The sequence below is a fragment of the Phocaeicola coprocola genome, from assembly GCF_041333015.1.
In the GTDB taxonomy this organism is placed as follows: Bacteria; Bacteroidota; Bacteroidia; order Bacteroidales; family Bacteroidaceae; genus Phocaeicola; species Phocaeicola coprocola.
The window spans coordinates 1,065,826-1,083,169 of record NZ_JBGKGM010000001.1 but is presented as its reverse complement, the minus strand read 5'-3'; the positions used below and the strand labels follow the sequence as shown (position 1 = coordinate 1,083,169).

Genomic DNA, 17,344 nt, shown 5'->3' with positions numbered 1-17,344 from the left:
GAAAAAGTTTTTCAGTCACGGATAATCAATATGATTGACTATATTTATTCCTCGAACTCTGCCCTCAAAATTCTTAACACATCGTCTACTGTGTTCTCCTCCAAATCTGCCTTTTCAATCAGCATCTCACGTGGAGCGTTCAGTACACCTTTTGCCGTATCTATACCAATACCCTTGATGGCATTGATAACCCATTCATCAATTTCGTCTTTAAACTCATCCAGATAGATATCTTCGTCTGTTGCGTTTTCATCCAGTTCACGATATACATCAATGGTATATTCGGTCAACATACTTGCCAGCTTGATATTCATACCACCTTTACCGATAGCAAGAGATACTTCTTCCGGCTTCAGATATACTTCAGCTTTCTTCTCTTCTTCATGCATGATAATAGAAGAAACCTTAGCAGGACTCAACGCACGCTGTACGAACAGTTGTATATTCGAAGTATAATTGATAACATCAATATTTTCATTGCGTAACTCACGAACAATACCGTGAATACGAGAACCTTTTACTCCGACACATGCTCCAACCGGATCAATACGTTCATCGTAAGATTCTACAGCAATCTTTGCACGTTCACCAGGTATACGGGCAATTTTCTTGATAGTAATCAATCCGTCATTGATTTCCGGAACTTCCTGTTCAAACAGACGCTGCAAGAACATAGGCGAAGTACGGCTCAAAATAATCTTCGGATTATTATTCTTATTGTCTACCCGTGCAACTACTGCACGTACAGTTTCTCCCTTACGATAGAAATCGCTCGGAATCTGCTCAGTTTTCGGAAGCAGCAATTCATTACCTTCATCATCGAGTAACAAAATTTCCTTTTTCCAGATCTGATAAACTTCTGCAGCAATGATAGTACCGACCTTGTCAATATACTTATTGTACAAGCTGTCTTTTTCCAGTTCCAAAATCTTAGAAGCCAATGTCTGGCGAAGGTTCAAAATCGCACGGCGACCAAACTTTTCGAATATCACCTCATCTGTAACCTCCTCTCCCACTTCGTAAGATGCATCAATTTTACGCGCTTCAGTAAGCGAAATCTGCAAGTTCGGGTTCGTCAATTCATCATCAGCCACCACTTCACGATTACGCCATATTTCAAAGTCGCCTTTGTCGGGATTTACAATTACATCGTAATTTTCATCGGTTCCGAACATCTTTGCAATCACACTACGAAATGACTCTTCCAGTACGCTCACCATAGTGGTGCGATCGATATTCTTCAAATCTTTAAATTCCGAAAACGTGTCAATTAAACTGACAGTTGCTTCTTTCTTCGCCATAATTTTATTTAAAGCTTATTAAGTATTTGGTGTATTTTATTTCGTCATAAACAAAGGTTACATTCTGTTCTACCAGCTTCGGACGTTTTGCACCTTCCGGCTTTACTTTCACTTGTACCGTGATCGTAAAGTTCTCTTCATTGGCGTCCGTCAATACGCCGGTCCATTTTTTTCCATCCTTACCCAGCACTTCTACTTCTTTTCCGATATGGATTATATATTGCTGAAGCACCTTAAAAGGTTGTCCGATACCAGCCGACCCGACCTCAAGTTCATAATCTTCTTCCTCTCGGTTCAGCTTCGATTCGATATAACGGCTCAAGTCCACACAATCATCGATCCACACACCTTCCGCATGGTCGATTTCAACTACAATTTTGTCATCCGGAGTTACAGTGACATCCACCAGAAAATAATCTTTACCCTCCAGCCATTCTTCAACTATCCGGGTTACAACGTTTTTATCTATCATGTATTAACTATATAAGAACAAAAAAAGGAGCTTAACCGCCCCTCCACCTTTTCATCCATCTCGGTTGCAAAGATACAAATAATATAATGTACTGCAAAATATTAGAATAAATATTTCATTTTTAGCAAGATTTATCTTTTTAAGATATCTTTGTACACAAAATCAAACATAAATCTGCATTATGAACAATAAAAGCATCAACAGCAATAAACAGTTTATGATAGGAAACGGCATATTAGCCTTCGGAGTATTTTTCATTGTATGCCTGTTTCTTTATTTGAGTTTTCGTACTCCTCAAACAGCAGATCAGAGCAAAACATCTGCTGATTTATATACCATACAAGTAGAAAACAGTTTTGCCGGAGATAGCATTTCGGTTTATATAAACGACAGCCTTCTGCTCAACTGTACAATGGGATCGACAGCACTTACACTTCAGGTAAATCGCTTTGCCGAAGAAAATGCACTGATGATTGTCGATAACAAAAGCGACGAAATAACCCCGTTCAGCCTAAACCCGAAAGGGAGCATAGTCAACGTTGCGAAAAAGGACGGAAAAATATCAATACAAGAATCGGAAAGAGAATAAAAGACATCTACGTCATTCAAACTCCAAGACAAAAGTAGTATTCCAACCGTTCGTCCTTGGTCGCAGCAGGCTGATACTACCTCCCGACAACTTCATAATCTGTCGTGAAAGAGAAAGACCTATACCGCTTCCTTCACTACGGGTTGTAAAGAAAGGCACAAAAATCTGCTCTGCTTCTACCTCCGGTATAGCAGGGCCATCGTTACTGACATATACAAAGACATGCTCGTCAGCCGAGCTGTATGCACGCACGTGTATTCTTCCCTTCTCACCGCCAATCGCTTGTACCGCATTTTTAATCAGGTTGATGAGCACCTGACGTATCAGATTAGGATCAGCATAAAGCATCAGTTCGGCAGGTTCCACTTGCAAGGAAAGAATAATATTACCAGGAACAAGAGTTAACCCTTCAATTTGCCTGAGCAGATCCAACAAATAAAATGGTTCGGGTGAGGGTTTCTGTAAAGATGAGAACTTCCGGTAACTGTCAACAAATGAAATCAGCCCGACTGAAGTTTCATGAATAGCCCGAATACCATCGTACAAAGGTGTTCCTACCACATCCTTACGTTTCAAAAATGTTTCACTCAGCGAGGAAATCGGAGCAATGGAATTCATGATTTCATGTGTCAACACCCGAACCAGCTTAATCCACGAATCAAGCTCTTTTTCATCCAGCTCATTACGGATATCATTCAAAGCAAGAATACGCACTTTCCGTTCTCCCAGTTGCATAACAGAAGCCCGCACCAATAGCTGTACCTCGCCTTTCGAAGTAGACAGCTGTATATTACACCGCTCTCCAGCTCCCAATGAACGAAACACATGAGAAACTTCCGCTCCGTATCGTTCCAGCTGCTGCAAGGTACTCAAAACAGGAAGTCCCAAGAGGCGTGCTGCTGCCGGATTTGTCTGCACAACTTTCATACTTTCGTCCAACACAATAATTCCCGACGTAACACTGGAAAGGATCTGTTCATAAAACCGTTCTCGCTGCTCCATCAGTTGTTTCTGTTCGCTCATCAGTCCTCCGAAACGGTTAAGCGTATCTTGTAACACGCGTTCTCCTCCCGAAAAGCCATAAACCGGTAAACGAAACGAATAGTCACGATTTCGGATAGCCTCCAGCATCAGCCAACTCTTTTCACGCAGTTGCTGCTGCATTTTCCGGAAAATAAAAATGGAAGCGGTACATAGAAGAAGTCCTGCAACCAGCAATCCACCCTTCCCGTAGACAATCCCCAAAGTTACCAGTACAACTCCGCCAACAAGCAACAGTGTACGAACGGTAATCGAATAAATCCACCTATAACCCATAACGTTTCATTTTATTATAGAGTGTCTGACGGGTAATTCCCAACATAGCAGCTGCCTGCGAAAGATTCCCTTCACACTGATCGATAGCACGCTTCACCATGCTACGTTCCATTTCGTCAAGCGTATGGAAAGGCACTTCCGTTTCAGCATTTCCGGCAACAGGTTCAGGACCGGAGGCTGTAGAAGTGAGTTGCAACATATCCCCTCGCAACTCATCGCTATCGGACAAGATAACGGCTTTCTCTACCGTATGTTGTAATTCACGAATGTTACCATACCAGGGATGTTCCAGCAAACGGCGCGCAGCTTCAGGGCTGAAAGCTTGCACTTGTCTGCCATATTGCCTAGCATACTGTTCAAGAAAACGTTTCGCTAATGGAAGAATATCTTCCTTACGTTCACGCAAAGCAGGTATATGCAAATGAATGGTATTAATACGATAGAGCAGATCTTCACGGAACTCACCGTTTCTTACCATATCTTCCAAATTACGGTTGGTAGCACATATCAAACGAATATTAGTAGGCTGCTGCGTATTGCTTCCAACCTTTACGAAACACCGCTTCTGAATAGCCGTAAGTAGTTTCGCCTGCAGATGATAGGGCAGGTTAGCTATTTCATCCAAAAAAAGCGTTCCACCGTCAGCAGCTTCAAAGCGTCCTATGCGATCGGTATGTGCATCAGTAAACGAACCTTTCACATGACCAAACAATTCACTCTCAAATAAAGATTCCGTAATGGCGCCCATATCAACAGCTATCATCGGTCCTTCCTTACGATTGGAAAGACGATGTATCTCACGGGCCAGCATATCTTTTCCTGTTCCGTTTTCTCCTGTTATCAGAATATTGGCATCAGTCGTACTAACCTTCTCTACCAACATGCGCAACGGACGGATAGCCTGTGAATTTCCCCAATACATTCCGTCATCGGAAGCGACTGGTGGGACAGCTGTCTTTTTCTTACCCTTACGGGCTTCAACTATCCGGGAGTATGCTTCCTGAAGTGTCTGTACCAGCTGTGCATTTTCCCAAGGCTTTACTACAAAATCAGCAGCTCCCTCCTTTATTCCCGTAACTGCCAGGTTTATATCAGCATAAGCCGTAAAGAGTACCACTTCTGTCTGCGGACGAAGACGTTTTATCTCACGAAGCCAGTAAAGTCCTTCGTTTCCACTATTAATACCCGAAGAAAAATTCATATCAAGCAATACGATATCGACTGCCTCCCGATTCAGCAATGTAGGTATTGTAACCGGAGAATCTATTGTTATCACACGCTCAAAATATTCTCCCAGCAGATATTGTAACGAAGTCAGTATATTACGGTTGTCATCAACCACCAACAGGATTCCTTGTTTAGCCATATTCTTTTTATTTGCAGTATTGCAAAGATACGTAAAGATAACATAAAGAAACAGGTAACAGGTGACAAAAAATTAGACAGTGAGTGTCTAATTTTTTGACACATCGCTTAATGCACGCATTACCATACATACTGATTTTCAACAGCTTACCACTTTGGCACGATATTTGATTTTAATCAGGCAGATAAAAATGAAAACACATGAAAAAAAATAATAAGACCAAACAGTCATTGCTTCTGCTCGTAAGTCTGTGCAGCCTCAACATAACAGCTCAGGAGGTCTGGAATATCGACCAGTGTATGGCTTATGCAGTGGAACATAACCACATCGTAAAGCAGCGCCATCTGGAAGCAGACAATTACCGTATGGACCGTATGAAGGCTATCGGACAATTTCTGCCAGGAGTATCAGGCAATGTCAGCGCACAATATAATTTCGGACGTTCAGTCGACCCGGAAACTAATACATATATATCAAAATCAACCTTCAATAATGGTTATAGCATGGAAGCCTCCATTCCTATCTTCCGGGGAGGAAGCCTGATCAACCAAGTACGAAAAAGCAAAGCAAATTTACTGCTTGGCAAAGCAGCTCTGCAAGAAGCACGGGATAATACAGCTCTGGAAACATTTCAGGCCTACATTGATGCATTGTATTATTATGGTACTACCCGACTGGCAAAACAAAAACTTGCGGAAAGTGATTCATTATTATACAAAACTCGCCGACAGGAAACTCTAGGGTTAAAAGGAATGGCCGACGTTGCGCAAATGGAGGCACAGCAAGCAAGTGATGCTTACAACTTAACACATCAGCAAAACTTATATGAAACAGCTATGCTGACCTTAAAACAAAAAATGAATTTCCCCATTGAAGAGGCTTTGTTACTCGACACCTGTCTGCTGGAGCAATCTACACTAGAGCAAGAACAACTGACCATAGAACATGCCGACAATGTATTCCGTCTTGCGTTAAACTGCAATCCGGTTTTGAAACAGGCCGAAATGCAGAAACAGTCGGCAAATATGGACCGTAAAATTTCATGGAGTTCATTTGTTCCATCCATCAGTCTTTATGGAGGAATTTCAAGTTCTTATTATAAAGAATTACATCAAACAGGATACCCTCCGTTCCATACACAGTTTGAGAATAACTTCGGCTCATATTTTGGAATCAGCATGAATATACCTATCTTCAACCGTCTGTCGGGCATTGCCAACATGCGACAGGCACGAAACAACTACCGGATAGCAGCCGAACAGTATGAGGCGCAGAAAGAAGAGCTTCAGAAACTGGTACAGCAAGCCGTACAAGACCGCGAAGGCTACCTGAAAGAAAGTATCCAGATGGAGAAGAAAGTAGCTTCCGACTCACTTGCCTACCACGTGACGCGACGCAAGTACGAAGAAGGGCTTATGACCTCACTCGATGTACAGAACAATGCTGCCACATTGTTGGAAAGCCAGACCGGACTATTGCAGAGCAAACTTACCTACCTGATGAAATGCAGACTGGTAGATTATTATAAGGGACAAGATATTATCAGAAACAACGAATAAAAATATTACACACCATGGATATACAACTGGAAAAGAAAAAAGGCATTCAGAAGAAACACATTCCTTACATAGCCGGAGGAGCTGTTGTGATTTTATTATTAATCTGGATTATTTTCGGGAATCATGCATCAACACTGAGAGTAGACGCCGCTTCACTGAATATAGCCGATGTAACCTTCGGTAAGTTCAATGACTATATCCGTCTGAACGGACAAGTTCAGCCAATCTCCGTCGTCCAATTAAGTCCGGAAGAAGGAGGAATCGTACAGGAAAAGGTTGTAGAAGAAGGCGCCCATGTAAAAAAAGGAGATGTCATTCTCCGTCTCAGCAACTCAAACCTGGACTTACAGATTCTGAATGCAGAATCGGAACTTGCCGAAAAACAGAACTTACTGCGTAATACACAAGTAACCATGCAGCAAGATAAGCTGAACAACGAAACCGAAAAAGTACAGCTGGACATTGATACACGCCGAAAACAACGTACCTATCTCCAGTATGAACGTTTATATAAAGAACGTCTTATCAGTCGGGAAGAATATCTTCAGGCAAAAGAAGACTATGAAGTAGCACAGAAAAAGCACGGATTGATTACCGAACGTCTGGTACAAGATTCTATCTACCGTAACATACAGATGGACCAGATGGAGGACAATTTACAGAACATGAGAAAGAATGTACTGCTGATTCGTGAAAGAAAAGATAAACTGGAAGTCCGCGCTACAATCGATGGAGAACTTGGACTGCTGGATGCAGAGTTGGGACAGAATATCACTGCCGGACAAATGGTCGGGCAGATAAACGACCTTTCGGACTTCAAGATAGAAGCTATGATAGACGAACATTATATCGACCGTGTGACCAACGGACTGCCGGCTACGTTCGAACGTCAGGAAACCACATTCAACCTGAAAGTTCGCAAAGTATATCCCGAAGTACGTGAAGGACGATTCCGTACCGATTTTGTATTCGAGGGAAAACGCCCTGACAATATCCGGAGCGGACAAACTTACTACATCGATTTACAATTGGGGGAACCAACCGAAAGCGTACTTATTCCAAAAGGAACTTTTTTCCAAGTAACTGGAGGTAACTGGATTTTTGTAGTCGATAAAGAAGGGAAGAAAGCTTATCGCCGTCAGATACGTATCGGACGACAAAACCCACAATATTACGAAGTACTGGAGGGACTGGAAAAAGGAGAGCGTGTCATTGTATCCGGATACGAAAGTTATAAAGACAATGAAGTGCTTATTTTAAAATAATAAATACCTAAGATGAAAACAGTTATCCGTAACTTTTCGCATACGTTCAGGCGTTTCTTTACCGCAAGCATACTGAACTTGGCAGGACTGAGTATCGCTTTTACAGCCTGCTTTGTCATTCTGACTCAGGTTGATTACGACTATAATTACAACAAATGCTTTCCAGCCCACGAACGCATCTACCGGGTAGAAGTGAATCGAGGTGGAGAATACGACTGGCAAACCTGGTTGGCCCGTCCGTTCTGTGAGTTGCTAGGAGCTGCATCTCCTCATATACAGACCTTCTCAATCATCTCATTGTTAAGCACAACCAATGACTTCGAAGTAAATGACCATATTTATTCTGAGCCTTGGTTTATCGGATTTGGTGATTATCTAGAGGTGTTTCAACCTACTATGGTATGTGGTACGACGGCTTCACTTAATGAACCTAGCCAAGCTCTTATTCCTGCGTCCATGGCCCGTCGTTTTTTTGGTACTACAGATGCGATTGGCAAAATTATTTACGTAGACCGCAAATCCCTCAACCAGCCTTTAGTGATTGGAGGTGTCTATCAAGATATGCCGGAGAACTCCCAGTTGGGCAACTGTGTCTTCTCTTCTTTCCGTTCGGATTTGAACAAAGATTCCTGGACAAACTGGAGTTATACTCTGTATATCCGACTCGACAATCCAGCCTCTTTGCACGATGTGAAACTGTCGATGATAGAGGAGTGCAAGCAGAAACTTCCCCAAAATCGGATTTCCGGACAGGAAGACTGGGAAAACTATATTCATTTTACTCCGCTGGATGAAGTACACTATTCAACGATAGGTGACAAGGCTGCTACCAGCAAAGCCGCAGTATATCTGTTGCTGTGTGTATCAATACTAATTTTACTGACAGCAGCAGTCAACTACATGAATTTCTCACTGGCAGAAACTCCCATGCGATTGCGTTCCATCAATACTCAAAAGGTGTTAGGAGCTTCCACTTTCTCTTTACGGGGGTATTTATTGTTGGAATCTGTATTAGTTTGTATGTGTGGATTCCTGCTTTCATTACTCTGGCTCTATCTGTTGCAAGACACATTCCTGAATACCTTGGTGTCATCCGATCTTTCTTTAATGAAACATCCTGTTCTACTGCTTACATTAAGCGGAATCGCCGTTTGCATGGGTTTACTTGCCGGAGCTTACCCTTCTTATTACGTCACTTCTTTCCAACCGGCATTAGTATTGAAAGGCTCATTCGGTCTTTCTCCCAAAGGTAAGCTACTGCGTACATTATTAGTTTGCTTCCAGTTCTTTGTTTCTTTCATGCTGATTATTTCTGTAGGCATTATGTATCTACAAAGTCATTATATACAGAACAGTGATTATGGTTACGACAAGAGTGTAGTTCTGGTGGGTGAGATTCCTAACGAACTGCTCAATCGAAGGGAGGCGATCGTCAGTGAGTTGTCCGGAATATCGGGCATAGAAGGTATCTCTATTTCCCAGTTCGTATTGAACTCTTCCGATGACTACATGTCGTGGGGCAGAGGAAATAGGGAGCGTTTTATCAATACGGTCTGTTTCCCGGTAGATTACCGCTACTTATCCGTGCTTGGGATCAAGATTACTGAAGGCCGGAACTTCAAGTCTGGTGATGGAGATGTGTATATCTTCAACGAAACAGCCCGGAAAAAATATCCCTGGATGAAAGTAGGTGAATTAGCAGCCCCCGAAGATTATCCGGTAGTGGGATTCTGTGAGAACATTCGCTTCAGCAGCTTCCGCAACAATGATGAAGAAATACCAATGGCTTTCTTTATTTACGGAAAAGATTATGCAGACTGGGATGCCAACAGCATCTTGAACATCCGGGTAGCTCCGGGAGTAGACAAGGCAGACATGCTCCACCGCTTAGCAAAGACAACTGAAAAGCTTGCACCGGACCATGACTTCAAGTTCCGTTTCATGGATCAAGTGATTGACCAGAATTACCATCTAGAATTGCGCTTCACCAGCCAGATTCTGCTATTCTCCTTGATTGCCATCGTACTCAGCATAATTGGTGTGTTCGGGCTTACCTCATTTGAGAGTGAATACCGCCGCAAGGAAATCGGTATCCGGAAAATCATGGGAAGTTCCACCAGCAAAATCCTCTATATGTTTACCAAACGTTATCTCGTCATGCTGGTCGTCTGCTTCGCATTGGCAGCTCCCTTCGGCTGGTGGATTGGACATGACTGGCTGGAAAGTTTTTCCGACAAAACTCCTATCCGTGCTTGGATATTCGTTATCTCCTTCCTGCTGGTCAGTCTCATTACGATACTGACAGTGACCTTCGAGTGCTGGAAGAATGCCAATGAAAATCCGGTAAACAGTATCAAAACCGAATAATATTATTTCTCATGAAAACAGTTATCCGTAACTTTTCGCATACGTTCAGGCGTTTCTTTACCGCAAGCATACTGAACATTCTAGGATTAAGCATAGCCTTTGCATCCTTCTTCGTCATCATGACACAGGTGGACTATGACTATAATTTCAATAAAGGATATAAGGACTATGAAAAAATATTCCGGATAGAAATCAACCCTAATCCAGATTCAGGCTGGCAACTGTGGACCCCTCGTCCGTTATGTGAGCAATTACAATCCGCTTCACCCTATATAAAGAGTATTTCACAAGTTGAATCATATCAGTCTGAAGATGAATATGAAGTGAACGGAAACCTATTTAAAGCAACAACCTGCACTGGTTTCGGTAATTTTCTGGAAACATTTCAGCCGGAAATGATAAACGGCTCTGCCGATGCGCTGAACCAGCCTAAAACGGTTCTCCTGTCCGAATCGACAGCAAAGAAATTCTTTGGTACAACCGACGTAATAGGCCAGACAATATTCAGAGGGAAACAAGCAGACAATAATGCATGGACCATAGGAGGCGTTTACAAAGATTACCCGGAAAACTCACAGATAAGAAACTGGGTTATGATGCCCAAAGAAGCCGATACTGATAAAGGAAACTGGAAAAACTGGAACTATATCTGCTATATGCGTCTCGAAAGTCCGTCTGCTGCCCCGGAAATAGAAAAACTTATCTTGCAGATTTTTGTGAAAAATTTTCCGGAACTGGAACAGGAAAGTGATATTTCACAGTTCATCCGCCTCACGCCACTTGTCGACGCACATTTTTCTACAGTAGGGAATAAAAGCGCAAGCAGCCGCACAACACTTTATCTGCTGATATGCGTTTCTTTCCTGATCGTAATTATAGCCACCATCAATTTCATGAATTTCTCGTTGGCTGAAACCCCGATGCGCATCAAGAGTATCAATACGCAGAAAGTACTGGGAGCAACCACACGTTCTCTTCGCCTCACCCTGATAACAGAAGCTATGTTTATCAGCTTTATAGCTTTTATTCTCGCACTTATATGGGTTGCGATACTTAAAGATTTTGGCTTACAGGAACTGGTAAATGCCCGGCTGACAATAACAGAGCATCCGATGCTGCTGCTTGCAACTTTCGGTTTGAGTCTGCTTATGGGACTGATGGCTGGACTTTATCCGTCTTATTACGTAACCTCTTTTCCGCCAGCACTGGCTTTGAAAGGCTCTTTCGGTCTTTCTCCCCAAGGACGCATTCTACGTACCGCACTGGTATGTATCCAGTTCTTTGTTGCCTACATGCTGATTATCGGAGTAGGAATCATGTACCTGCAAAGCAGATATATCCGTACTTCCGACTATGGATATGACAAGGACGCGATTATTGTAGGGAACATGACTAAAGAAACCCAATCACAAACGGATGCAGTAGTGGGAGAACTCTCTCAGATACCAGGAGTTAAAGGAGTGGCCGTATCGGAGTTTATCTTGAGTTCCGCCGACAATTACATGCATTGGGGACGTTCTAATGGTGACAAATATATCCAGTTCGATGCTTTTCCGGTAGACTGCCACTATCTGGAAGTTATGGGGATTCATATCGTCGAAGGGAGAAGCTTCAAGCCGGGTGATGAAGATGTCTATATCTTCAATGAATTTACACGTAAGAAATACCCGTGGCTAAAAGTCGACCAGCCCGCTCCGGACGACAATTTAGTTATAGGTTTTTGCGAGAACATCAAATACAGCAGCTTCCGCAATGATGACACCAATCAGACAATGGCTTTTCTTATCCCCGGCAAGAAGTTCGCCCAATGGGAATGGGAGTGGCGAAATTTCGTCAATGTCCGTATTTCGGCAGGTGTAGATAAAGTTGAGGTTATCCGCTCACTCCAGAAAACAATGGAAAAGTTTACCCCCGGACACGACTTCAATTTCCGGTTCATGGATGAAGTGCTCGATGCCAACTACCGGAACGAACTGCGTTTCACCAAGCAAATCCTGCTCTTCTCACTCATTGCCATTGCCATCAGCCTGACGGGAGTGTTCGGACTCACCATGTTCGAAAGCGAGTATCGAAAAAAGGAAATCGGAATCAGAAAGATTATGGGAAGCTCGACCACACAGATTCTGTACATGTTCAACCGAAGATATATACTTATACTCGCCGGATGCTTCATCGTGGCAGCACCGTTCGGATGGTGGATCGGGCAGCACTGGCTGCAAGGATTTGCAGAAAAAACACCCGTCACCCCGTGGATATTCATTTTGTCATTCCTGCTGGTTACACTCATTACCATGATTACCATTACTGTACAAAGCTGGAAAAATGCCAATGAGAATCCGGCAAACAGCATCAAAACCGAATAAAAACAGATTAATAATATGAAAGGACTCAAAACTTACCTCACTTTTCTACACCGTAACAAGTTATTTACGGTTGTCAATGTTGCAGGACTAAGTATCTCACTGATGTTTGTTCTGCTGATAGCCGACATGGTAACCCGCCAACTATCGGTAGACAAGAACTTGAAAGATACCGACCGTATCAGTGTATTTGCAAGCGAAAATACAGCTGCCGGACATTATCTGCTAGGAGAAAAACTGCAAAGCCGTTACCCTGAAATAGAGGAGTGGTGCGCTTATACCGGAAATTTCGGAATACAGACCAGCATCAACGAAAACCCTACCCAAATTCGTACACTCGTCGCCCGAAAGAACTTTTTTCAGTTCTTCGGCTATAAACTGGCAGAAGGAAATCCGGCACAAGTACTGGTAGATGACCATAGCATCGTTCTCAGCCGTTCATGCGCCAACCGTCTGTTCGGTAACGAGGCTGCTTTAGGAAAAGTACTGGAACTGAATACACCGGATTCAAAAGGAAGCGGCAACCAAAAGTTCACTGTAACCGGTATTATGGAAGACATCGAAAACTCTTTGATCAAAGAGTCTACAGAAGCCATTATCCCTTACGAAAACATCAACGAGCTAAACCCGACAATCAGCCTGACAGATGGCGAGATGGGCAATGCCACCAGCGCACTTGTATTCTTCCGTACCGTAAAAGGAAGCGATCTGAACACAAAGGCCAAAGACGCTCTCTCTTATCTGAAAGATTGCTGGTGGATCTATAACCGGGGTATATTCAAGAAAGTACAGTTCGTGCCATACAATCAGTTTTACTTCCACACAGAAACACCTTCCGGATCAACAGAAATCAACCAGTACAGCTTCCGTATGGTCGTACTTTTCCTTGTCACCGGTATCATCATCTTATTCATGGCAATATTCAACTACGTCAACATGAGTATTGCACAAACTACCTATCGCGCCAAGGAAATGGCAACCCGCAAGTTGCTCGGTTCTTCCCGCTCCGACATATTCTGGCGTATGATAGGCGAATCGTCTATTATGACTGTTATCGCTTTCATACTCGGATTTCTGCTTGCAAAAGCCGCCGAGCCTATTGCCATGGATCTACTGGGTGTAAAGCTCGACCTGACAGGCGATTTGTCTTTCATGACCTGTCTGTCCTACCTGCTGCTTATCGTCTTACTGTCATTCATCTCCGGCTTTGTACCTGCTACCATCTTGTCTAATTATAATCCACTGGACGTTGTAAAAGGACATTTCCGCCGGAAAACCAAAGCTGTATATTTACGCGTGCTGAACATCGTACAAGATGGACTGACTATTGCCATGCTGAGCTGTGCCTTCTACCTGAGCGTACAGATTCACAGCATATTGAACGAACCGCTGGGATATAGCTACGGAAATATTCTCTGCCTTACGCCGGCGGCAGATCAGGAAACTCTGCTTACTTTCCGCAATGAAGTACAAAAACTACCTTTTGTGAAACGGATAAGTTTCGCCCAAGGAACTCCTATAGACGGAGGGAATAATAATACAATGGTTGTTACGGTTAAAGGAGCTCCTAAGAACATGAGTTTTCAGACATTTAAAGTAGACTCAGCCTTTATCGACATGTATCAGATACAGATTTACGAAGACCGCAAAATGCCATTCGACAAGAATAACTGGTTTATCAGCGAATCGGCATCCAAAGACCTCGGAGGTGTTACCGACTATGTAAATGATGAGCGAGGTCGTAGTTTCTCCATTGCCGGATTATTCAGAGATTTTCATATACGCTCAGTCATGAGTGAACAACATCCTTTACGGCTCCAGATACTCCCAGCCGACAAAATTTATCCGTGGAGTATTTTGGTAGAAGTACAAGACGGCGATCTGGCAACTTACAGCAAACAAATCACTGATTTGTACAGTACACTGACAGAAAATGCACCATTCAGTTCGAGCTGGTATAAAGACCAGATTGTCAATCAGTACAGCGATATCATCAGCATGAATAAACTGATTAGTATTTTCACGTGTGCCGCACTGATTATTTCACTACTGGGACTGACTGCCATGAGTATCTATTTCATTGCCCAGCGTAAACGTGATATTGCCATTCGTAAAACCTTCGGTTCCAGTAGCCGCAATGAAATGCTGCAACTGATGAAATTTTCATTCTCATCTTTGCTCATCAGCCTGATAATAGCCATACCACTTATGGCTTTCGGCATACACACCATCGACAAGATTGTATCATACGATAGTGACTTCCCCTGGTGGGTGCCACCAACAGCATTTGCCGTCATCACCCTCATCTCACTGGGATCAGTATACCTTATCAGCCGGAAAGCTGTACGAGAGAATCCGGTAAACAGTATCAAAACCGAATAACAATAAATCTGATGAAAACACTTATTCGTAACTTTTCATATACATTCAGGCGCTTTTTTGCTGCAAGTGTCCTGAATATTGCAGGACTAAGTATTGCTTTTTCCTCTTTTTTCGTCATCATGACGCAAATAGATTATGACTATAATTTTAATAAAGGATATAAGGATTATAAAAAGATTTTCCGAGTAGAAGTATATTCAGATAACGAATGGACAGAAATTGCTCCTCGCCCAATATTAGAGTTAATATCTTCTAGCTCTCCACATATTCTTTCTTCTTCAATCATTACTTATACTGTCTCTAATCAAGATTTTAATATCAATGGACATATATTCAATGAAAAAGTACAAAAAGGATTTGGTAACTTCTTAGAAACTTTCCAACCACAAATGCTATGTGGTTCCACTAGTAACCTTAATTTTCCTAATATGGTACTTATTCCAGAATCAATGGCAATACGCTTTTATGGGCAAATAGATGTTATTGGGAAATCAGTTACAACAGAAAATACAACTTATACAATTGGGGGAGTATATAAAGACTTCCCTAAAAACTCTGAATTTGAAAATAATATATTTACACAATTACCTCAAAAAGAAAATCAAAACAAATGGGGAAACTGGAATTATTATTGCTATCTTCGTTTAGATCACCCTAACAACGTAAAGGAAATAGAAGAGCTAAGTACTCAAAAGTTACAGAAGGTTGATAATAATATTAAAAACTTATTTGATAAGACTAATCCTATCCGACTTACTCCATTGACAGAAACACATTTTTCTGTCATCAATAAAAATAATGCTAATCGTAGTACCATATACCTGCTACTATCTATTTCTCTATTAATAGTAATAATAGCTAGTATCAATTTCATGAATTTTTCGTTAGCAGAAGCGCCAATGCGCATCAAAAGTATTAATACACAAAAAATACTAGGAGCAACAGCTGACTCATTACGACAATATCTAATAATAGAATCTGTTCTCATCAGCACAATCTCCTATATTTTTGCCCTTATAATTCTTTTTATTGTAAAAGATACAGAAATACAAGAACTTGTTACAGCTGATTTGAATTTATTCCATCATCCTTTTCTCCTTTTGGTGACTTTCATATTAAGCTTGTTTATGGGAGCATTAGCAGGAATATATCCCTCCTATTATGTTACATCATTTACACCAGTTCTTGTAATAAAAGGTTCTTTGGGACTTTCACCCAAAGGTAAGACATTACGATCCTCACTTATCTGTTTACAATTTTTTACATCTTTTGTATTAATCATAGCTGTAGCAATTATGTATTCACAAGGACATTATATCTATAGCTCTGAATATGGATATAACAAAGATAATATAATTGTAGGTTGCATGAGTAAAGAAGCAGCTGCACAAACAGCCTCTGTAAAAAATGAGCTAAATAATATATCTGGAGTAAAAGGAGTTTCCATCTCATATTTTGCATTAAATTCATCAGACAGATACATGAACTGGGAGCGTGGAACAAACGAACAACGCATCCAATTCGACTGCTTGCCCGTAGATTATGATTTTTTGCAATTAATGGAAATTCCAATTATAGAAGGCCGTAATTTTAGACCTGATGATGGAGATGTGTACATATTCAATGAAGCTGCAAGAAATAAATATCCTATAATAAAAATAAATGAAAAAGCAGGAGGTTATCCCGTTATAGGTATTTGTAAAAATATACGATATAGTAGTTTCCGAAACAATGATTATTCACAGCCTCTCGCCTTTTTTGTTGCAGGAAGTGATTATAAAGACCGATGGTGGAAATGGCAGCAAACCATCAATGTTCGTGTATCGGCAGGAGTAAATAAAATTGCTATTATCCAATCGCTCCAGAAAACAATGGAAAAGTTTACCCCCGGACACGACTTCAATTTCCGGTTCATGGATGAAGTACTCGATGCCAACTACCGGAACGAACTGCGTTTCACCAAGCAGATCCTGCTTTTCTCACTCATTGCAATTGCCATCAGCCTGACAGGAGTGTTCGGACTCACCATGTTCGAGAGCGAATACAGAAGAAAGGAAATCGGAATCAGAAAGATTATGGGAAGCTCAACCAGACAGATTCTGTACATGTTCAACCGAAGATATATACTTATACTTACCGGATGCTTCATCGTGGCAGCACCATTCGGATGGTGGATCGGACAGCACTGGCTGCAAGGATTTGCAGAGAAAACGCCTGTTACCCCGTGGATATTCATTTTGTCATTCCTGCTGGTTACACTCATAACTATGACTACTATTACTGTACAGAGTTGGAAAAATGCCAATGAAAATCCGGTAAACAGTATCAAAACCGAATAACAATAAATCAGTTCAGGGCATTTCTTT

The 17,344-nt window shown here is 41.8% G+C and carries 11 protein-coding genes; 7 read left to right on the top strand and 4 right to left on the bottom strand.

The annotated features are described in order from the left end of the window. Positions 1-44 precede the first annotated feature (44 nt). Positions 45-1,301: a transcription termination factor NusA gene (gene nusA / locus ACDG22_RS04555; RefSeq protein WP_007568225.1), complete on the bottom strand. Its 1,257-nt coding sequence runs from the start codon at positions 1,299-1,301 to the stop codon at positions 45-47. Between the two features lie 4 nt (positions 1,302-1,305). Continuing rightward, positions 1,306-1,773, bottom strand: a complete 468-nt coding sequence (rimP, locus tag ACDG22_RS04550; RefSeq protein ID WP_007568223.1) for a ribosome assembly cofactor RimP — start codon at positions 1,771-1,773, stop codon at positions 1,306-1,308. Between the two features lie 181 nt (positions 1,774-1,954). Between rimP and ACDG22_RS04545 the strand changes: the two genes are divergently transcribed. After that, positions 1,955-2,362: a hypothetical protein gene (locus ACDG22_RS04545; protein WP_007568221.1), complete on the top strand. Its 408-nt coding sequence runs from the start codon at positions 1,955-1,957 to the stop codon at positions 2,360-2,362. Between the two features lie 12 nt (positions 2,363-2,374). Here the strand turns inward: ACDG22_RS04545 and ACDG22_RS04540 are convergent, their stop codons facing one another. Continuing rightward, entirely contained in the window at positions 2,375-3,679 is a 1,305-nt protein-coding gene (locus tag ACDG22_RS04540) for a sensor histidine kinase (protein ID WP_270243500.1), read from the bottom strand. Further along, positions 3,669-5,045: a sigma-54-dependent transcriptional regulator gene (locus ACDG22_RS04535; RefSeq protein ID WP_007568217.1), complete on the bottom strand. Its 1,377-nt coding sequence runs from the start codon at positions 5,043-5,045 to the stop codon at positions 3,669-3,671. The genes ACDG22_RS04540 and ACDG22_RS04535 overlap by 11 nt, the downstream gene beginning before the upstream one ends. Positions 5,046-5,245: 200 nt before the next feature. Between ACDG22_RS04535 and ACDG22_RS04530 the strand changes: the two genes are divergently transcribed. Genes ACDG22_RS04530 through ACDG22_RS04505 form a run of 6 tightly spaced genes read left to right on the top strand, consistent with a single transcriptional unit; the run spans position 5,246 to position 17,317 of the window. Then, the gene (locus ACDG22_RS04530) at positions 5,246-6,604 is read left to right on the top strand and encodes a TolC family protein (protein WP_302559108.1); all 1,359 of its coding nucleotides are present in this window, start codon (positions 5,246-5,248) and stop codon (positions 6,602-6,604) included. Between the two features lie 14 nt (positions 6,605-6,618). Next, on the top strand, positions 6,619-7,869 hold the full coding sequence (locus ACDG22_RS04525) for an efflux RND transporter periplasmic adaptor subunit (RefSeq protein WP_177593787.1): 1,251 nt from the start codon (positions 6,619-6,621) through the stop codon (positions 7,867-7,869). A 12-nt stretch (positions 7,870-7,881) separates the two neighbouring features. Beyond that, entirely contained in the window at positions 7,882-10,236 is a 2,355-nt protein-coding gene (locus tag ACDG22_RS04520; RefSeq protein ID WP_370858795.1) for an ABC transporter permease, read from the top strand. 11 nt (positions 10,237-10,247) lie between these two features. Next, positions 10,248-12,599 carry an FtsX-like permease family protein gene (locus tag ACDG22_RS04515; RefSeq protein WP_370858794.1) on the top strand — a complete coding sequence of 784 codons (2,352 nt, stop codon included), beginning with the start codon at positions 10,248-10,250 and terminating at the stop codon, positions 12,597-12,599. Positions 12,600-12,614: 15 nt separating this feature from the next. Continuing rightward, positions 12,615-14,978: an ABC transporter permease gene (locus tag ACDG22_RS04510; protein WP_022126253.1), complete on the top strand. Its 2,364-nt coding sequence runs from the start codon at positions 12,615-12,617 to the stop codon at positions 14,976-14,978. Between the two features lie 11 nt (positions 14,979-14,989). Then, positions 14,990-17,317 (top strand): ABC transporter permease, encoded by a 2,328-nt coding sequence (locus ACDG22_RS04505; RefSeq protein ID WP_022126252.1) that lies wholly within the window; start codon positions 14,990-14,992, stop codon positions 17,315-17,317. The last annotated feature ends 27 nt before the right edge of the window (positions 17,318-17,344 follow it).